Origin of the sequence: Ruminococcus sp. OA3, assembly GCF_022440845.1 — a bacterium.
In the GTDB taxonomy this organism is placed as follows: domain Bacteria; phylum Bacillota; class Clostridia; order Lachnospirales; family Lachnospiraceae; genus Ruminococcus_G.
Genome location: NZ_JAKNTO010000001.1, coordinates 2420273 through 2440389 on the forward strand (window position 1 = coordinate 2420273; position 20117 = coordinate 2440389).

Sequence of the window (20117 nt, forward strand, 5' to 3'; positions counted from 1 at the left end):
ACGGAAAGGAGGATGCGGGCAGTGAAGAGAAAAACTCAGGGAAAAAAAGATGGTTCAGCACTTTTAATTGCGATTATTATTATGACTGTTGTGATGATGCTCAGTCTTGCACTGCTGCTCGTATCCTTCAATCTGTATGCCACTGCTTCCAGGCAGCAGAATATGGCGCAGTGTAAAGAACTGGCGCAGAGCCTGAGCAGGGCGTTGGAGAGTGAGATTACGATCCCGCCTTTTGAGAGTTATACAGAGCAGAAAGAGGCACTTGAGTCTGGCAGTTATCCATTATGGTTTTATCTTCGTTATAACGTAGGGCAGAGTAACTGGCCGTACTTTAATGATGAAAGAAAGCATACCGCTGAATATGCCCACCGATATTTCCAGATCATCCCATCGGCCACCGGGACAGAGGCGGCGAAACTGATGGATGACATTTCAATTATGATGTACTGGGAAAGTGAGACCGGACAGGAAGAGAATGGAGTACCGCTGGTTGTCCAGGTAAGCTGTGAGAAGGGCGGACAGAAAAGCGTTATTACCGTTACGTATGAACTGATTATTGGAAGTCAGGATTACGATGACGCTGAGACAGGGGTCCGGCCGAACTCGGCGTCAAACCCGTCTCTTAATGAGCTGAAATATCCGGAGAAAGCGTGGAGCTGGGCAGTTAATTCAGTAGAGTAAGAAGGGAGGACCGGGATGAAAAAGAATATAAAAAAGTATGCAAAGGGGAACCGATATAATTCCGGTTCTACCATGGTTGAAGTTCTTGTCGCTTTTATGGTAGTTATGCTGATGATTGTACTGTTTACAAAAATACTTGTCATATCAGGCAATATGCTGAAACGGTCACACGAAACTATTGAAAAAACGGAAACGTTTAACGCAAGGTATTATCAGACAGAAAAACAGGATGAACGGAAAAAAATTGATGGTCTGACATTCGAACTCCAAGTGGACCTTCGTAAAGGAAAAACACATCAAAATAATCAGGCAAGTGCTGCCAGACTTTTGCTGGAGTCTGCAAGCCTGCAGCTTTATCTGGATTCTGATGGTGCAGATCCATCTGCATCAAAGGATAAGGGAACGGGATTGAAATTGTATTCATTTATAGCGGAAGAGAAACAATCTGCAGGAGAAGGTTCATGAGACAGAGAAACTGGAAACGCAAATCAAATATACAGGAAAGAATAAAAGCGAAACTGTACAGTAAAAGTGGTGTAACCCTGGTTGAACTGGTCGTGACCTTTGCATTACTGGGTTTATTTATTGCGGTTTCCTGTCAGGTGATTTCCAATGCACTTAATGTCTATTACCATATCAAAGGATTGACCTATGGACAGCAGGTATCGGATACGTTACTGGAAAAAATATCAGGTGAAATTGAAGGCGCGCAGGTCAGTATTTCAGAAGGTGACGCAGATAATAAAGATAAAACACTGAAAATCTATAAAAATGGTTCCGTGATAGAGCTTTACGACAGAACGGGCAGTCATATCAGTATCACGACAACCTCTTCTTATGGAAATATCATAGATTCTGTAAATGTGCCTGATGGTGGAAAATATCAGGATCCAGATGACGGGAGCGTATTTAATCAGCTTTTGATCTATTATTACGCGGTCATTACCAATGCACCGGATGGCAGTGAGACAAAGATTACCCGCTATGAGGCGGTAGACTGGATCTTTGACGAAGCAGTTTATATGGGATACGAAATTGAGAAACTAATATTCTCACAGGCAGATCAAAACCAGTATCCTCCGAATATTATTAAGATAGATTTGACACTTGTCAGTGATAAATACGGAAGTTATCACTCTGTCCGGTATGTGGAATGCTATAACTTTGTTTCAGATTCTGATTTTGATAAGATCTATGATGATAGTCTGCCTGAAAGTCCAGAAATAACGCCGGATACAACGCCTGAAATATCACCTGAGATAACAACAACGCCGGAACCGTGGAATGAAAAATTTTCGGACTACACAGACGATGAAAATGATCTGGTGCAGGCGATTCATGAATATTTCAATCGTGGTTATCAGGCGATTCAAGTAAAGGACGGTATTGATGAAGGCGATACGAAGACATCAACAATTTATGCCTGGATATCAGAATTTGGAAAAAATTCTTATATTATTATCTATCACGATGGAGTAGTCATGAATAAACAGGAATTACAAATCTGGGGAGAATCACTTGCAGCGGTTGGAAATAATACTAACGTTATAGATATCAGCGGTCCTGTTATGAGTGGCAGTGATGATGGAAATCTGCTGCTTGATGCACTTGGCGGTGATTTTGCCAAGAAATATAAAAAGCCGGTCTTGTATTTCGATACTGAACGGAAAAAACTGATGGCCGTGAAATACAGCGATCATAAAGAAAACGAAGATCAATGGGGATACTTCAACGGCTATACAGCTGATGATGTCAGCAGAATAACGGGCAGCAGCTGATATGAAAAAGATGATAGACAGGTAGATGACCTGAATATCATCTTTTTCCTTTGCAGTATAAAAATTATAAATAAAAGAGGTTACGAGATGGAAAAAAAGCTGAAGGGAAAAGCCAGAGGAGAAGAACTGCTGTATGATTTTCTGGCTGAAAATATGGGTCTGACAAAACGTCAGATCAGCCGGGCAAAATTTTGCACGGATGGAATCTGTGTTAACGGCAGACAGGCGAGGGTCACCACAATGCTGAAAGCGGGGGACAGTGTGGAAATTAAGCTGGAAGATGCAGTAACGCAGTCGGGGCATCTGGTTCCATATGCTGGAAAACCAGACATCCTGTATGAGGATGAAGATTTGCTGGTGGTAAATAAACCGGAGGGACTCGTAGTGCATCCTTCGCATGGCCATTATTCAGATTCTCTGGCAAACATGCTGGTGCAATACTTCCTGGAAAAGAGCGAGCAGGTAAAAATACGTTGTGTCGGAAGGCTGGACAGGGAGACTTCGGGAATCGTTCTTTTTGCAAAAAACCGGGCGGCAGCCGGACGTCTGGCACGCCAGAGAGAACAGGGGCAGCTGAGAAAGGAATACCTTGCTCTTGTCCATGGAGTACCTGACCAGTCGAGAGGAAGTATCAATACAGGCATTACAAAGGTTCCTGGATCGCTGATGAAAATGATGGCTTCGGAAACGGGAAAACATGCGGTAACACATTATACAGTTCAGGAAACATTTGGGGGGTTTTCTGCCTTACAGATTACGCTTGAGACGGGGAGGACGCATCAGATCCGCGTCCACATGGCGTCCACAGGTCACCCGCTCCTGGGAGACAAGATTTATGGTGCGGAGTGCGGCGGGATGGAGCGCGCGGCTCTGCACGCGTATAAGGTTAAATTAATGCAGCCGTTTTCAGGAGAGAAAATCTGTATAAAAGCGGAAATACCGGAAGATATGAAGAGAAAAATGAATCAAAGTGTCGCAAAATAATAAATTTTGTGAAATACAGATGATATATATAACAATATACAATGGTTCGGCAAAGATTTCAAGTTTATCTGGTAAATATTGGTAATATTCCCAAATATCTGGTAAGAAACAGTGATTTTATGGTATTTTCTAATAAGCCGTCAAGTAAGCCGTCAAAGATTTATGCAGAGGGGGAAAAATACTATGGCAAAACGCGGGGAAAATATATACTTTAGGAAAGATGGCAGATACGAAGGAAGATATGTAATCGGCAAAAAAAGTAATGGCAGAACTGCATTTGGATACGTATACGGGAGGAGATATACGGAAGTCAAACGGAAGCTGGAACTTTTGAAAGCTGAAGCGTCGTCCAAACATTCAATGGAAACTGCCTGGATCGGAGACGGCAGTGTAGAAGTCTGGCTCAGAATATGGTTGGAGGAGATAGTAAAACCTGAAATAAAGGAATCCAGTTATGCAGTTTACCGCGGTATGGTCGAAAACCATATGATACCGGCTGTGGGAAAAGCGACACTTTGTAAAGTCAATACCGATACCATCAAATACCTGTATGAGATCATCAGAAGTAAAAAAATATGCCAGGGAACAGCCCAGAATATATGTAAACGGTTTCGCGCAGCACTTGCAGCCGCGCAGGAGGCACATTTTCTCACTGATGTTCCTAAGCTTCCATTTAAGAAAGTCAAAAAGACACTGAATTCTCCTGAATTTTTAAGTATTTCTGCGCAGGAAAAGCTGGAAGAACATTTGGATACCAGAAACAGTATAAAAGATTTTGCAGTGTTTTTCAGCCTTTATACAGGAGTTCGGATTGGGGAATGCTGTGCTGTCAAATGGAAAAACATTCATTTCGAGGATTCGGAACTTCTGATCACGCATACACTCCAGCGCATCCGCACATATAGTGGCAGCTCAAAGACATGTCTTCAATATTCTGAACCAAAGTCTCAAAGTGCGGTACGTCGGATACCATTGACGGGAACTCTCGTGGAACTCCTGAAAGAAATAAAACAGTCTGTCCGCGGAACAGCGGAAGAGTTTGTATTTCACAGTCATTCTCATGTAATTGAACCGCGAACACTGCAGCATCATATAAAAAAACTGTCTCAGGCATGCGGAATTGCAAACCTGCATTTTCATACATTGCGACACAGCTTTGCTACCAGGTGCCTGGAAAATCATATTGATGTCAAAACACTGGCTGAGCTGATGGGGCATAGTACTGCCAAATTTACACTCGACTGGTACGGTCATTCGACCAGTCAGCAGAAACGCAAATATATTGATCGCCTTGAACGGCTGACGGCCTGATTAAGCCGTCATGAGCCGTCAGGATTTCGGGCAGAGGGAATGGTAAATACTGGAAGATATATGCAAAATCACAAAATTTATTATTTTACGAAAGCATATCGGTACGGCATGTCGTGGAAGGAGGAGAGAACAAATGGCAGATTTATTAAACGATATTTTCCTGAACAGTGGATTGGGGTTTCTGTCTGACCTGAGAATGGAGAATGACAAAAACAAGATACTGAATGCCATTTGCTCCTTAGAGGAAAAGGAATACACAGAGCGGCAGTGGAGAGACGCTTATTTATATCTGACAGGCGAAATGCTGGATGAGACAGTGGAAGATCCCAGGAGGGAACTGCTGAAAAAATTAAAAAAATAAAGAAAGCTCCGGGCAGTTGGATCCCGGAGCTTCTTTTATCAATGATAAGCTTAATGAACCACATAAACTCCATCTGTTTCACAGGAGATGCGTGCATTATAAAAGGCTTCGGCAGCCACAGCCATAAAACAGGTATCCATGACGCCTCCCGTTTCGTATGGGGAATGCATGGCAAGCTGAGCCAGTCCGATGTCCACGGTGTTCATTGCCGCCTGTGTGTTGGAAATGCTGCCAAGTTTGGAACCTCCCGCCATATCGGAACGGTTTGTGAAAACCTGATACGGGATTTTTGCCTGTTCGCATATGGTACGGAAGATGGCTGATGAAACACCGTCTGTCGTATACTTTTGATTGGCATTGTATTTAATGACGATGCCACGGTTTAGATAGACGCGGTTTTCCGGATCTGATTTTTCTGGATGGTTCGGATGCACGGCATGGGCGTTATCGGCGGACACCATGAAGCTGTTGGCGAGCCTGGTGCAATAGCTTTCCTCGTCCCCGCCCAGGGTCCGGTTGATACGCCGAAGAACGTCGCTCAGAAAAGAAGAGGCGGCGCCCTGCTTTGTAGAACTTCCTACTTCTTCATTGTCAAATACAGTAAAAAGGCTGGCGGAATCCGGATTGTCAGCCTGAAGAAAGCCCTTCAGTGATGCAAACGCACACTGCAGGTCGTCCAGACGCGGTGAGGAGAGAAATTCACCGTCAGAACCCCAGATGGTGCCGTCCATGCGGTTATACAAAAACAGGTCACTGCCGGCGATGGAAGTGCGTGAAATGCCGGCGCATTCAGCGACGATGTCCATCAGCCTGCCTTTGGCATTCTCGTCGCCGAACAATGGAAGCAGATCTTTCTGGGCATTGTATGTATAGCCGGAATTCGCCTCACGGTTCATATGGATCGCAAGATTGGGAATCACAAGAAGATCGTGGTCAACGTTTACGAGTTTTGTAACAAGTCTGGCGTTTTCCCTGATAAGAACACGACCTGCGATGGAGAGCGGACGGTCAAACCACGGTGCAAAAAGCATACCGCCGTAGACTTCTGTGTTTAATTTCGTGTAGGCACGGTCAACGACGATCTCTCCATGCTCCTTGATCTTGAAAGCCGGTGAATCGCTGTGACATGCGATAATCTGATAATTCAAAAACTTATTTCCCGGGATATAAAATGCGGCGACTGAAGAGCGGTTGCGCGTGACGTAATATTTTCCCGGGGTCAGATCCCACTGTTCACATTCAGCAAGCCTGTGAAATCCATTCTTATCCAATATATCTGTGATTGACTGTACCGCATGAAAACTGCTTGGGCTTTGCGCGATAAATGTCAACAGTTCTTTCGCTATTTTTCGTTCCATAACTACCTCCATATACAACATGTTGTGATTTCCGTCTTTTCTTAATTTAACACAGTTAACGCGATCTCTCAATAGCATACAGATATCTGGGTATGCTATACTGTAGACAGAAAAAGATATGTCACTTGAGCGGAATCATTCGCGGAAAAGGAGAGCTGCCATGCAAAAAAGAGATCGCATGCTGCTGTACAGGCGGGATTACCTGAAAAACAGGAAATCTGACGTCCGGTTTACAAGCATCAAAAAGGTGTGCAGCCTGTTCGGTGGCGATGCTGCACACAGGGAAAGTGCTGCCCGTCTGGCAGAGGAATTGTTCAGACAGAATTGTCCGTCTTTTGATGAACTCTCGAAGGTTGCGAAAGCTGCCTGCATGCTGGAAGACATAGGAACCTTTGTATTTGACAGAAAATACGGGATTTTGGAGGGGGATATTATCCTGACGCATCCGGTCGCTGAACTCACCGGCAGGGAACAGCTGTATCTGGCGGAAGCCCTGAGTGCGCTGCGGCTCGAACAGGGAAAATATAGCTGCAGATTCCTGAAAAATGAAAAAGACAGGGCGGTTGTCATGTGTATTGTAAAGGCCGTGCGGGACGCAAAACAACAGGCAGACAGTCATTTATTGAACCGCACGGCCGCTGACAACGTACCATGTCGTATACAGAAATTTATCCGAAATATCATGCAGGAAATAAAAGAGCTGACGGGACCAAAAACAGATTATGGCGATCCGGAAGTGATTCATGATATCAGGGTAGCATTCAGAAAGCTGTATTCGGTCACAGATGTTTTTGCTGAGATGATCCGGCCGGAATGGACGCAGAGATTTGACACTCTGCTGAAGCGTGAGATCACCCTGCTCGGTAAACTTCGCGATTTGGATGTACGGCAGGAAAAACTGGCATTTCTGATGAAAAATAACGAAAAAGTACCGGCAGAAATCCCGGTTTTTTGGGAGATGCTGGATAGAGCCAGGGCGAAAGCGCTCAAACGTGTGGAAAGACATTGCCGTTCAGAGGAGTTTCAGGATTTTCTTGACATGCTGCAGAAATCTGCGGATGAACCTGTGTGTGTTCCGATTCTGGTCAAGACAGGACAGGCACGGCTGTTTCGGATGAAGGATGTCAGACAGAGATATCTTTGCAAGTGCCGTGAGGATATCTGCGCATACAGGGAATGGCTCAGCGGAGTGTATGTTCCGGAACCCATACTGCACAGACTGCGCCTTTCTTTTAAAAAACTGCGGTATGTACAGGAGTTTTTTGGAGATGTATCGGGGAGGGAGAAAAAAAAGAAAGCGGACGAATGCAGATGGTTCCAGGAAACACTCGGAGAACTGCATGATTACGCCGTGCTGAGAAATGATATTGCCGTGAGAATGCAGGAAGTGAGGAAGACAGCGGACAAAGGTGAGCTGAGGATTTTAATGCAGCTCAGATACTCTGCAGGAAAAGAAATGGAACAGCTGCATCGTATATTCATGAAAAGATGGAATCAGCGTTGAAATCTGACAACAGGTACGGAAAGGACTTTTGCTTGACAGGAATACACAGTGGGAATCATACGGGATATTTTCATCCAGGTCTACACTGTGTTCGATCTGGATTCCGGCTTTTTCTGCCATACCAAAGTAATAACTGATTGTTGCGTTGATAAAGGGGTTGACGCAGTAAGGAGTGGGGGCGGTCAGTACTTCCTGGGTGACCAGAAGCTTCAGGTATTCACGAGCCCGTTCCGGTTCGTCATTCTCCAGAAAGACCTGGATTGAATTCCGATGATGCTTCATACAGCTGACCATGGCGCTTGATATATCTTCATAACGGACAGGTTTTACCAGATAATAATTTGCCTGGACGGAATAACTGTCCACAGCAAATTCCCGGCTTGGTGATATGAAGATCGGACAGGCACTGCAACCGAGACTGCGCAGCTCCCTGGCGGTTTCGGTTCCGTCTGTCGGATTCATAAAAATATCAAGAAAGATCATATCTGCCGTGTCAGAGTCGTCACAGATCAGAATTTTCATGGGATTTGCCTCACAAGTCCGGGCTGATGTTTACAGTGTACGAGGTATATTCTACTTGAAAAAAAGGTGAAGTCAATCATGATACACGCCTAAAAATGTGTGATACAGGCATTCCAAAGCGCATATGATACATAAGGGGTATTTTATGGAGGCGGAGCGATGAGAAGATTCAGATTAAAGCCGGATGTTCCTGTCCGGCTTTTTATATACCTGTATTTAGGAGCATTTCTACTTGGGATACTGGCAGTGAACCAGCTGTGGAAGGTAGATGGGTTCCGGGATTATGTATCAGTCTATGCTGTACTGGAACAATATAAGGCATCATACATTGATATGAAAAAATACGGGCTTTTTATGCTGAGAGAAAAGAGCCTGTTTGTGGGAGTCAGTATATTGGCAGGTATTGCGGGGGCGGGGGAGATCCTGGCCGTTCTGGTGTCGCTGTGGCTTGGCTTTCTGGCAGGCGGTCTTGCAGTTTTGTTTCTTCTGCAGTCGGGTCTTAAGGGATTTTTATTCTGCATGGCGGGAATTCTCTCACAGTTGATTTTTTACATACCTGCGGTATTTGGTTTTCTGCTTCTGATGGGAAAACACAAACGGTCAGTCCAGGGATATCCATCCTTATCTGCACAGGAGAGCAGATGGCCGATACTTCTGTGTGTGATTTTTCTGTTCTGTATGGCACTGGGAATATTGATTGAAACCTATGTGAACTCTGTTTTATGGCTGAAAATCTTCACATGAAGAAAAAAAAATTATTTTTTTTTAGACTACATATGGTGAACATAATGCGGGTTTAGACGATATATAGTGCTTTTGTAAAAAAGTTGAAAAATCCGCGTAAATTAAAGAAAAATAGCATTTGATTTTCCTGTGAAACATGCTTATAATACTATTATATTTGAAGGGTGAATTGCTAAAAAAACGTAAGATAAGGATAATACTCAATGGTAGGCGCAATTCAAGATTTTATTGATTATCTGAATAATGTAAAAAAAACTTCCAGAAACACACAGGTGTCATATGAACGTGATTTAAAGAAAATGGCACGATATCTGAAGTCTCTCAATATTACGGAGGTATCGCAGGTTACGGCAACGAATTTAAATACTTATATGCTGTATCTGGAACGGGAAAATTTTGCTCCTTCTACCGTATCACGAAGCGTGGCGGCCATGAGGGCTTTTTTTCAGTACCTGTTGAAAGAACATATTGTTGAGACGGATCCGGCAGATGGATTGAAGCCGCCAAAGGTTGAGAAAAAAGCTCCTGAGGTATTGACTGTAGAAGAAGTTGACCTGTTGCTGAAGCAGCCGTCAGACATGACACCGAAGGGACTCCGGGATAAGGCAATGCTGGAGCTCCTCTATGCGACAGGGATACGTGTCAGCGAGCTGGTGCATTTAAAGCTCTCGGATGTCAATATCCAGATGGGATATATCACCTGTACGGAAAATGATAAAGAGCGGATTATTCCGTTTGGCAATGTTTCCAAGAAGGCGCTTGAAACGTATCTTGATGAGGCCAGGAAAGCACTGATCGGAGTACAGGACTGTGGACTGCTGTTTACGAACTGTTCAGGAAAACCGATGAGCAGACAGGGATTCTGGAAAGTGCTCAAGGGATATGCCAAGTCTGCAAATATCACGACGGATATCACGCCGCATACGCTGCGTCATTCCTTTGCGACTCATCTGATACAAAACGGTGCGGACCTGAAAAGTGTGCAGGAAATGCTGGGACATGCCGACATCTCGTCAACGCAGATGTATCTGCATATGAATGTGAATAAGATCAGGGATGTGTACACCAAAGCACATCCCCGAAAATAAAAAAGACCCCTCGGGGTCAATGTCATTAAGTTAAGATATTATACTAAGATTCCTATATCAGAAATGATATAGGGGTCTTTTTATTTTGTGAAAAACTGTTGACATTTTAGTTCGATTGTGCGGCCGCTTTCACTACTGATGATTTTAAGCGGTAGTGAAAGCGGCCCTTGTAATTAAGAACTATCTTGATTGCAAGGAGGATTCTATTATGTCAGATTTTATTGAAAGTACTACAAAGTCTCTGGAAACTTTAATATCAGAATTAGCAACAAATCCATCACTTTTTCTTAGAAATCCCAGTGTTGATTTTACAAGAAATCGAAAAATTGATTTCAAAACCCTGGTTGGAATTACTATGAATTCTGGTGGTTGTACTATGAATAAAGAGTTATTGGATTTTTTTGACTTCGATGTAAATACACCTACTGTATCTGCCTACACTCAACAACGGTCAAAAGTTTTACCTGAGGCATTCGAATTCTTATTCCAGGAATTTAATGTTCAGAATCAAAGAATCCAAAATCTATATGAGGGATATCAACTGCTGGCCTGCGATGGATGTAATCTAAGTATTGCAACCAATCCCAAGGATTCCGAAACAGCATGGAAGCAAAATCAGTATGGAGGTATAACTAACCATCTACATCTAAATGCCTTCTATGATATACAAAACCGAGTTTATACGGATGCAATCGTTCAAACGGCTTCAGAATATCAAGAACACAGGGCATGTATTCAAATGATGGAACGCTCACATCAGAGCAATGTAATTCTAGTTGCTGACAGAGGGTATGAGAATTACAACATTATGGCTCATGCAATCAATAAAGGGTGGAATTTTTTGATCCGTATTAAAGATATCGGAAGTAATGGCATGGCATCGGGATTAGAACTGCCTGATAAAGAAACGTTTGATCTAGACGTAGATATTAAGCTAACAAGAAAGCAAACAAAAGCAAAGAGAATGGAGGGCTATAAGTTTATGCCAACGTGCCAAACATTTGATTATCTCCCCGTTGGTAGTCCGAATGAGTATACATTATCTTTTCGAATTGCCAGATTCAAAATATCTGAAGATTCCTTTGAAATGGTCGTAACAAATCTTAATGAATTTGAATTTTCTCCTAAAAAACTTAAAGAAATATATCAGTTACGGTGGGGAATTGAAACATCTTTTAGAGAATTAAAGTATGCCATTGGATTGACAAATTTTCATGCAAAAAAAGTCGATTATATCAAACAAGAAATATTTGCAAGATTGACCCTTTATAACTATTGCGAGTTAATTACTGCATATGTTATCAAGCAAAGCAATAAGTTTCATCAAACAAAACAGGTGAACTTTACCATTGCCATCTATATCTGCAGAGAATATCTGCGAAGAAAGCGCCAATTAAGTTCACCTGCGGTGATTAGGCTTATAGAACAGCATACGTTGCCTGTGAGACCTGGGCGTCGAGACCCTCGGAAAGTCAAACCCCAAGCCTCCGTAAGTTTTCTATATAGAGTAGCATAATCACTCATTAATTATATACGTTTTTTGACAGATGAACAATCTGTCTTTTTGTCTTGCAATCAAAAAGAGACTTTGCCTAATTATAATAAAAACATCATCTTAAGCAAAATCTCTTTTCTTGCATGCTATAGAGTTAAAGAATTAACTTAATGACATTGCCCTCGGGGTCTTTTTCATTTTCCGATCATTCTGTTCCCTATCAACATAACTCTGCGATTGTCTCGATCAGTCTTTCCGAATCTTCCCATCCAAGGCATGGATCGGTTATGGATTTGCCATAGATATGATTCGGACCTATCTTCTGGCAGCCTTCTTCAATGTAGCTCTCTATCATAACACCTTTTACAAAATTTCGAATATCGCCGGATACGCTGCGGCTGTGCAGAACTTCCTTTACAATACGGATCTGTTCCTTAAACTGCTTGTTTGAGTTGGAATGATTGGCGTCAACAATGGTAGCCGTGTTCTTCAGATCATGTTCATTATATTTTTCAAGAAGCAGCTGGAGATCTTCGTAATGATAATTGGGGATCGCATTTCCGTGTTTGTTGACAGCACCGCGCAGGATCGTATGTGCCAGATCGTTGCCGTGGGTGTGGGCTTCCCAGTTACGGTAGATAAAGCTATGTCCGTGCTGCGCGGCGTAGACAGAATTCAGCATAACTGTGAAATCACCGCTGGTAGGGTTCTTCATGCCGGCCGGTACGTCCATGCCGCTTGCGACGAGACGGTGCTGCTGGTTCTCGACCGAACGTGCACCGATCGCGACATAGGACAGCAGATCATCCAGATAAAGCCATGTTTCCGGGTACAGCATCTCATCGGCTGAGGTAAGTCCTGACTCTTTAATAGCGCGCATGTGCAGCTTGCGTACGGTGATCAGTCCCTGCAGCAGATTCGGTTTTTTTTCCGGATCGGGCTGATGGACAATTCCCTTATAGCCCTCACCGGTGGTACGCGGTTTGTTTGTATAAATTCTGGGGATCAGGATCAGACGGTCTGAGACGCGTTCCTGGACCTTCGCCAGCCGGTTGATATAATCACATACGGGATCTTCATTGTCGGCGGAACAAGGGCCGATAATGACCAGAAATTTATCGGATGCTCCGGTCAGAACATCGCGGATCATCGCATCACGTTCTTTTTTCAGCGCTGCTATCTGTTCAGTGACCGGATACTCTTCTTTGATCTGTGACGGTGTCGGAAGTTTTTTCACTAATTCAATACTCATGATATTATCCAAAGTCCTTTCTCATTCGAAATGAAACCCGGTGCAAAGGATTTACCCCTGCGGGTTCCGCCCTAAGTATAATACAATTCTTCCGGGTTGTCGATGGGCAATTTATTCGTGACTTTTACGGATAAGATTCGGAAGATGTATCAGGTGGAAGGTGTTCAGCAAAAGTACGTAGACCAGAGTCAGGACAGCACAGGAGGCTACAAGCAGGATAAGGGGACCGCCGGGCAGATAAGCTGATATCAGCTGCAGACTCTGGGCACATCCGGCTGAAATCATCAGAAAACACAGGGGCTTTGCGATTGCGTCAGCCGCGTGGAATACCAGGACTCCTTCGCGGTGCAGGGAAATTACACTCAGAAGAACCAGGATGATCTCGTTTGCCAGAACACCCCAGAGATAACCGAGAATTCCGAACCGGGGGATCGCAAAAAACACAAAACATATCCGCAGCAGCAGGCCTGCAAGGCTCTGAATGAAATACAGCGTGGTTTTTCCGAGTCCGTTGATGATACTTGCCAGCGTGGTTGACAGGTACATAAAAGGGCAGATAAAGGAGAGAATTGCAATGTAGCGTCCCGCTTCCTCACTGTGAAAGAGAAGCGCTCCGAGACTGTCTCCATACCGGTAAAACAGTCCGAAACACAGGATGCCGAGAAACAGTCCGTACCGTATTGTTTTTTCTACAGTAAATGCAATTCTGTCTTTTTGGTTTCGGGCCTTGGACTCGGCGACGGCCGGGAGCAGCATTACTGAGACAGAGTGGGTGATGGTGGAAGGAAACAGGATAAGCGGAAGCGCCATTCCTGTCAGGACGCCATATGTACTCAGAGCTTCACCGGATGTCAGGCCGTATAATCGCAGGCAGAACGGTATCAGAACGGTCTCCACACTTCTCAGGAGGTTGAGAATGACACGGTTCGCAGTCAGCGGGAGAGACAGACGGAGGATTTCCGAGGCATATACCCGTACGGAAGATACCTGACGGATGTGATAACCTTCTTCTTTAAATTCTTTCCGCAGAAAATGAAAAATGAAGAAAAAGGCAAACAGTTCTGAGACAGCGGTACCGGCAACAGCGAGAAACGGAGATGCCGGAATGCCATTTGCAAGCATCAGACGGAAAAACACCCAGGAGGACATGACGCGGACGCATTGCTCCAGCATCTGCTCGATAGATGGAATTACGGTTTTCTTTTGTGCAAAGTAGTAGGAAGTGATACAGATGTGCAGCGTTCCGAACGGAATGGTAAATGACATAAGCCGAACCAGCGGAATACAGCGGGGTTCTGCCAGAATGACGTTACAGAACCAGTCACATCCAAAGTAGACTGCCATAAAAGCCAGCAGGGAAGCACAGAAAGATATGGCGCTTCCGACGATAAACAGGTCCCGGGCACCTTTTTTGTTTCCTGTGGCAAGACGTGCTGCAACACTTTTGGACAGAGCTGTCTGGACACCCAGAACTGTAAACGCATAGCAGAGATTGAATATCGGGGAGATCAGCTGAAAGATACCCATTCCTTCTGCACCAATTGCGTGTGAGAGGAATATTCTATAGAAGAAACCGATCAATCGGCTGATCAGGCCTGCAGCGGTCAGGAGAAGAGTGCCAAAGAGGAGGCGCTGTGTTTTTGGCATGGTGACCTCCGTATTAGTCTTTAAAAAAATATATTCAGATTTCCGGCTTGACAGAACGAAGGAATGGTGATATTCTAGCCTAAGAAAACCCGAGTAAAATACTCGGGATTGAAAATGGAAGGTGAACAAGTGAAATTATCAACGAAAGGCAGATATGGTCTGAGAGCACTGATCGACCTCGCGGTTTACAGTGAGGAGGAGGCTGTCTCCATACAGAGTATTGCCAAAAGACAGAATATCTCCGACAGTTATCTGGAACAGCTGATGCGAATGCTCAGGAAAGCAGATATCGTTGTCAGCGTCAGGGGCGCACAGGGCGGATACCGTCTTGCAAGGCCGGCCACGGAAATCTCTGTGGGAGATGTGCTGCGTGCGCTGGAAGGCAGCCTTGAGGCTGTCACCTGTCCGGGAAATCAGGAGAACAATGGCTGCGAGGGCGCAGACTTATGTGTAACAAGGTATGTATGGCAAAAGATTAATGACAGTATCACACAGGCGGTAGACAGCATCATGATCGATCATCTGGCAGAGGAAAGCCGTAAGATTCAGGAGAAGGGACTGTCCCTGTCTTCAACCTGTAATAATTGAGGAGTGTTAAAATGGGAAAAATGATATATCTGGATAATGCAGCAACAACAAAAACAGCACCTGAAGTAGTGGAAGCAATGCTTCCGTACTTTTCAGAATATTATGGGAACCCGTCCAGCATTTATGAGCTGGCGACTACCAGTAAAACAGCCATCACAAAGGCGAGAGAGGAAATTGCCGGTGTGCTGAATGCGAAGCCGGAGGAGATTTATTTTACAGCAGGAGGAAGTGAGTCGGATAACTGGGCATTGAAGGCGGCGTTTGAAGCTTACAGGGACAAAGGAAATCATATTATTACTACCAAAATCGAACATCATGCGATTTTGCATACGTGTGAGTATCTGGAGAAAAACGGAGCAGACATCACCTATCTCGATGTAGATGAGCACGGTCTTGTGGATCTGCAGGAACTGCAGAAAGCGATCACTGAGAATACGATACTGATTTCCATTATGTTTGCAAATAATGAGATTGGCACAGTACAGCCGGTTGAAGAGATCGGAAGGATCGCGAAAGAACACGGCGTCCTGTTTCACACAGATGCAGTACAGGCTTTCGGACAGCTTCCCATCGATGTAGATGATTGCAATATTGATATGCTTTCTTCCAGCGCGCATAAGATCAACGGACCGAAAGGCATCGGTTTTCTCTACATCCGCAAGGGTGTGAAAATACGTTCCTTTATCCACGGAGGAGCGCAGGAGAGAAAGCGCCGTGCGGGAACAGAAAACGTACCGGGAATCGTTGGGTACGGATGCGCTGCGAAACGGGCCGCCGACACGATGCAAGAGCGGACACAGAGAGAATGCGAACTGCGAGATTATATGGCACAGCGGATATTAAAAGAAGTGCCTTTTACACGCCTGAATGGACATCCGTCGAAGCGCCTGCCGAATAACGTCAATATAAGCTTCCAGTTTATCGAGGGAGAATCTCTGCTGATCATGCTGGACATGGAAGGAATCTGTGCGTCGAGCGGTTCGGCATGTACATCGGGCTCACTCGATCCGTCACACGTGCTTCTGGCGATCGGACTTCCGCATGAGATCGCACATGGATCCCTGAGGCTGACGCTCAGTGACGAGACGACAAAAGATGAGGTAGATACCGTGGTAGAAGCGATTAAAAAGATTGTAAACCGTCTGAGAGAGATGTCTCCATTATATGAAGATTTCGTAAAAAAACAGGCGGCGGCCAGATAATAGTCAGACAGACAAAACAGGAGAAGAATAAGGAGAAAAACCATGTATAGTGAAAAAGTAATGGATCATTTTCAGAATCCGCGCAATGTAGGAGAGATAGAGAACGCCAGCGGCGTCGGAACTGTGGGAAATGCAAAATGCGGTGATATCATGCGCATCTATCTGGACATTGATGATAAGGGAATTATCAATGACTGCAAGTTCAAGACATTTGGCTGCGGTGCTGCGGTTGCAACGAGCAGTATGGCAACAGAACTTGTGAAAGGAAAAAACATAGAGGAGGCCCTGAAGGTGACAAATAAAGCAGTGATGGAGGCGCTCGACGGGCTTCCGCCTGTCAAAGTACACTGTTCCCTTCTGGCAGAAGAGGCGATCCATGCGGCTCTCTGGGATTATGCTGAGAAACACCATATTCAGATTGAAGGTCTGGAGAAGCCCAAATCAGATATCCATGAAGGGGAAGAAGAGGAAGAGGAAACATATTAATGGTGAAAAAGAAAGTCGTCGTCGGCATGTCCGGAGGGGTTGATTCCTCCGTGGCAGCCTGGCTTTTGAAGGAGCAGGGATACGATGTAATCGGAGTCACCATGCAGATCTGGCAGGATGAGGAAGAAACAGTGCAGGAAGAGAATGGCGGCTGCTGCGGACTGAGTGCGGTGGAGGATGCGAGAAGAGTTGCTGCATCTCTTGGGATTCCTCATTATGTGATGAACTTTAAAAAAGAGTTTAAAGAGTATGTAATGGATTACTTTATTGCGGAATATCAAGGCGGTAAGACGCCGAATCCATGCATTGCCTGCAACAGGTATGTAAAGTGGGAATCACTGCTGAGGAGAAGCATTGAGATCGGCGCGGACTATATTGCGACGGGTCATTATGCGAGGATTGCACAGCTGTCAAATGGGAGATATGCGATCCAAAACTCCAAAACAGCTGCAAAAGACCAGACATATGCCCTCTATAATCTGACGCAGGAACAGCTGTCCCACACGCTGATGCCGGCTGGTGAATATACCAAGGATGAAATAAGGAAAATGGCGGAAGACATTGGACTGGCTGTGGCACATAAACCTGACAGCCAGGAGATTTGTTTTGTACCGGATAATGATTATGCCAGATTTATCGATGAAGCGACCGGCATCAAGGCAAGACCCGGGAACTTTGTCACAGCCGGCGGTGAGGTCATCGGTCAGCATAAAGGTATCATACATTATACTGTGGGCCAGCGAAAAGGTCTTGGGCTTTCTATGGGACGTCCTGTTTTTGTCACGGAAATCAGGCCTGAGACGAATGAAGTGGTCATTGGAGATAATGACGAGGTATTTCAGAAGACTCTGCGCGCCAATCGGTTGAATTTCATGGCAGTGGAAGAGATAAGGACCGGGGAAGAAAGAGAATTTCTTGTAAAGATCCGGTATAACCACAAAGGAGCTCCGTGCATCGTGAAGCGCACGGGGCCGGACGAGGTGCTGTGTACTTTTTATGAACCCCAGCGTGCTGTTACACCGGGCCAGGCGGCGGTATTTTATGAAGGAGATTATGTGGCAGGGGGAGGTACGATCTTATGATTTCCGACTATCATCTGCATACATTTTTTTCCGGTGACAGCAAGGCGGATCCACACGTGATGGCGGACCGGGCGATCGAACTGGGGATGGAATCCATATGTTTTACCGATCACATGGATACAGACAGTGAGGATCCGGAATTTATCCTGGATACGGATGCCTATATTCCTTATATGCAGGATCTGCGGGAGGAATACAAAGGGAGACTAAAGGTCCGGATCGGTGTCGAGATCGGCATGCAGCCGCATCTGGCTGAGAGGCACCGGGAATATGTAAAGCAGTATCCGTTTGATTTTGTGATAGCGTCATTACATCTGGTGGACGGCAAAGACCCGTATTATCCGGAAGTGTTCGAGGGCAGAGAAGACCGGGAAGTATATCGGAGTTATCTGGAATCTTTGCTGGAAAATGTACAGGCTTTTGGCGAGTTTCAGGTCCTTGGGCATATAGATTACGTTGTCAGGTACGGTGTGCATAAGGCATTACAATATGGGTATGATGAATACAGAGATATCATAGATGCGATTCTTAAGCATATTATAGAGTCAGGCTGTGGTATGGAGATCAATACGGCAGGGTTAAAAAAAGGTCTGGGTTTTCCGAACCCACATTATGATATCATCCGAAGGTACCGAGAACTGGGAGGGGAAATACTTACCCTCGGGTCAGATGCGCACGCTCCTGAAGATATAGGATTTGATTTTATGGCGGTTTCTGACTATTTGAGAACGGTTGGATACCGTTACGTGATGGATTTTGAAGGAAAAAGACCGAAATTTGTACAATTGTAACAAAAATCGAATTTTAATCATGCATGAAGTTTTACTTGAATTTTTGTCACAAATTGGGTAGAATAGCAGTTAGTGAAGCTTCCCACCGTAAATCGGAAGCTCAGTACCACGATCACAGCAAAGAATTAGGAGGAAATTAAAGATGGCAGTAAAAGTAGCAATCAATGGTTTTGGACGTATCGGTCGTCTGGCATTCAGACAGATGTTTGGAGCAGAAGGTTATGAGGTAGTGGCAATCAACGATTTAACATCCCCGAAAATGCTCGCACATTTATTGAAATATGATTCTTCACAGGGAAGATATGCATTGGGCGATACGGTAAAGGCCGGAGATGATTCCATTACTGTAGATGGAAAAGAAATTAAAATCTATGCAAAAGCTGACGCTGCTGAACTTCCTTGGGGAGAGATCGGCGTTGACGTAGTTCTGGAATGCACAGGTTTCTATACATCCAAAGACAAAGCATCTGCACATATTAAGGCAGGAGCAAGAAAGGTAGTTATCTCCGCTCCGGCTGGAAATGATCTTCCTACTATTGTTTATAATGTAAATCATGATACACTGAAACCAGAAGACACCGTTATCTCTGCAGCTTCCTGTACAACAAACTGTCTGGCACCGATGGCACAGGCGCTTAATAACCTGGCACCGGTACAGAGCGGTATCATGAGCACGATCCATGCTTACACAGGCGATCAGATGATCCTTGACGGACCGCAGAAAAAAGGCGACTTGAGAAGATCCCGTGCCGGCGCACTGAATATCGTGCCGAACAGTACTGGTGCTGCAAAAGCAATCGGCCTGGTTATCCCGGAACTGAATGGTAAACTGATCGGTTCTGCTCAGCGTGTTCCGACTCCTACCGGCTCTACAACAATTCTGGTAGCAGTAGTTAAGGGAAGCGTAAGCGTAGACCAGATTAACGAAGCTATGAAAAACGCGGCAACAGAATCTTTTGGATACAACGAAGAAGAGATCGTATCCAGCGATGTTATCGGTATGACATACGGATCTCTGTTTGATGCAACGCAGACAATGGTATCTCCTCTTGAAAACGGCGATACACAGGTTCAGGTTGTATCCTGGTATGACAATGAAAATTCATACGTTAGCCAGATGGTTCGCACAATCAAATTCTTCTCAGAACTGGCTTAATTAGTTTTCAAGATCCAAAGGGGTCCGGTCTTATAGGACCGGACCCTCTTTTAATACGATTATGGAATGATCTAAAGGAGGATTTTT

Annotated in this window: 20 protein-coding genes; 16 read left to right on the top strand and 4 right to left on the bottom strand. The window is 44.8% G+C overall.

Annotation, left to right across the window (positions count from 1 at the left end):
* Positions 1-21 precede the first annotated feature (21 nt).
* From MCG98_RS10825 to MCG98_RS10850, 6 genes are all read left to right on the top strand, one after another.
* On the top strand, positions 22-681 hold the full coding sequence (locus MCG98_RS10825) for a hypothetical protein (protein ID WP_240301994.1): 660 nt from the start codon (positions 22-24) through the stop codon (positions 679-681).
* 15 nt (positions 682-696) lie between these two features.
* Positions 697-1146 (top strand): hypothetical protein, encoded by a 450-nt coding sequence (locus tag MCG98_RS10830; RefSeq protein WP_240301995.1) that lies wholly within the window; start codon positions 697-699, stop codon positions 1144-1146.
* Positions 1143-2459, top strand: coding sequence for a hypothetical protein (locus tag MCG98_RS10835; protein ID WP_240301996.1), 1317 nt, complete (start codon positions 1143-1145; stop codon positions 2457-2459). The genes MCG98_RS10830 and MCG98_RS10835 overlap by 4 nt, the downstream gene beginning before the upstream one ends.
* An 87-nt stretch (positions 2460-2546) precedes the next feature.
* Entirely contained in the window at positions 2547-3443 is an 897-nt protein-coding gene (locus tag MCG98_RS10840; protein WP_240301997.1) for an RluA family pseudouridine synthase, read from the top strand.
* 183 nt (positions 3444-3626) lie between these two features.
* A complete protein-coding gene (locus tag MCG98_RS10845; protein ID WP_240301998.1) occupies positions 3627-4754 on the top strand; it encodes a site-specific integrase in 1128 nt (375 codons plus the stop codon).
* A gap of 133 nt (positions 4755-4887) precedes the next feature.
* Positions 4888-5115 carry a hypothetical protein gene (locus tag MCG98_RS10850; protein WP_240301999.1) on the top strand — a complete coding sequence of 76 codons (228 nt, stop codon included), beginning with the start codon at positions 4888-4890 and terminating at the stop codon, positions 5113-5115.
* A gap of 50 nt (positions 5116-5165) precedes the next feature.
* Here the strand turns inward: MCG98_RS10850 and MCG98_RS10855 are convergent, their stop codons facing one another.
* Positions 5166-6473 carry a M18 family aminopeptidase gene (locus MCG98_RS10855; RefSeq protein WP_240302000.1) on the bottom strand — a complete coding sequence of 436 codons (1308 nt, stop codon included), beginning with the start codon at positions 6471-6473 and terminating at the stop codon, positions 5166-5168.
* Between the two features lie 160 nt (positions 6474-6633).
* On the opposite strand from MCG98_RS10855, the gene MCG98_RS10860 reads away from it, so the two are divergent.
* Positions 6634-7977, top strand: a complete 1344-nt coding sequence (locus MCG98_RS10860) for a CHAD domain-containing protein (protein ID WP_240302001.1) — start codon at positions 6634-6636, stop codon at positions 7975-7977.
* Here MCG98_RS10860 and MCG98_RS10865 read toward each other — a convergent pair.
* On the bottom strand, positions 7897-8499 hold the full coding sequence (locus tag MCG98_RS10865) for a hypothetical protein (protein WP_240302002.1): 603 nt from the start codon (positions 8497-8499) through the stop codon (positions 7897-7899). The genes MCG98_RS10860 and MCG98_RS10865 overlap by 81 nt on opposite strands.
* Before the next feature lie 159 nt (positions 8500-8658).
* Between MCG98_RS10865 and MCG98_RS10870 the strand changes: the two genes are divergently transcribed.
* The 3 genes from MCG98_RS10870 (at position 8659) to MCG98_RS10880 (ending at position 11847) form a co-directional block, all read left to right on the top strand.
* Complete coding sequence (locus MCG98_RS10870; protein WP_240302003.1) at positions 8659-9243, top strand: stage II sporulation protein M; 585 nt, start codon at positions 8659-8661, stop codon at positions 9241-9243.
* Positions 9244-9446: 203 nt separating this feature from the next.
* The gene (gene xerD / locus MCG98_RS10875) at positions 9447-10331 is read left to right on the top strand and encodes a site-specific tyrosine recombinase XerD (protein WP_240302004.1); all 885 of its coding nucleotides are present in this window, start codon (positions 9447-9449) and stop codon (positions 10329-10331) included.
* Positions 10332-10539: 208 nt separating this feature from the next.
* Complete coding sequence (locus MCG98_RS10880; RefSeq protein WP_240301509.1) at positions 10540-11847, top strand: IS4 family transposase; 1308 nt, start codon at positions 10540-10542, stop codon at positions 11845-11847.
* 199 nt (positions 11848-12046) lie between these two features.
* On the opposite strand, the gene MCG98_RS10885 is transcribed toward MCG98_RS10880, so the two are convergent.
* Both MCG98_RS10885 and MCG98_RS10890 read right to left on the bottom strand, forming a co-directional pair.
* A complete protein-coding gene (locus tag MCG98_RS10885) occupies positions 12047-13078 on the bottom strand; it encodes a 3-deoxy-7-phosphoheptulonate synthase (protein ID WP_240302005.1) in 1032 nt (343 codons plus the stop codon).
* Between the two features lie 111 nt (positions 13079-13189).
* Positions 13190-14725, bottom strand: coding sequence for a polysaccharide biosynthesis protein (locus tag MCG98_RS10890; protein ID WP_240302006.1), 1536 nt, complete (start codon positions 14723-14725; stop codon positions 13190-13192).
* A 129-nt stretch (positions 14726-14854) separates the two neighbouring features.
* Between MCG98_RS10890 and MCG98_RS10895 the strand changes: the two genes are divergently transcribed.
* The 6 genes from MCG98_RS10895 (at position 14855) to gap (ending at position 20030) form a co-directional block, all read left to right on the top strand.
* Entirely contained in the window at positions 14855-15313 is a 459-nt protein-coding gene (locus tag MCG98_RS10895) for an Rrf2 family transcriptional regulator (RefSeq protein WP_240302007.1), read from the top strand.
* 11 nt (positions 15314-15324) lie between these two features.
* Positions 15325-16515 carry a cysteine desulfurase NifS gene (gene nifS / locus MCG98_RS10900; protein WP_240302008.1) on the top strand — a complete coding sequence of 397 codons (1191 nt, stop codon included), beginning with the start codon at positions 15325-15327 and terminating at the stop codon, positions 16513-16515.
* A gap of 42 nt (positions 16516-16557) precedes the next feature.
* On the top strand, positions 16558-17001 hold the full coding sequence (gene nifU / locus MCG98_RS10905; RefSeq protein ID WP_240302009.1) for a Fe-S cluster assembly scaffold protein NifU: 444 nt from the start codon (positions 16558-16560) through the stop codon (positions 16999-17001).
* Positions 17001-18083, top strand: a complete 1083-nt coding sequence (gene mnmA / locus MCG98_RS10910) for a tRNA 2-thiouridine(34) synthase MnmA (protein ID WP_240302010.1) — start codon at positions 17001-17003, stop codon at positions 18081-18083. The genes nifU and mnmA overlap by 1 nt, the downstream gene beginning before the upstream one ends.
* A complete protein-coding gene (locus MCG98_RS10915) occupies positions 18080-18874 on the top strand; it encodes a histidinol-phosphatase HisJ family protein (RefSeq protein WP_240302011.1) in 795 nt (264 codons plus the stop codon). Before mnmA ends, MCG98_RS10915 begins: the two co-directional genes overlap by 4 nt.
* Positions 18875-19016: 142 nt before the next feature.
* Entirely contained in the window at positions 19017-20030 is a 1014-nt protein-coding gene (gap, locus tag MCG98_RS10920; protein WP_240302012.1) for a type I glyceraldehyde-3-phosphate dehydrogenase, read from the top strand.
* Positions 20031-20117: the final 87 nt, after the last annotated feature.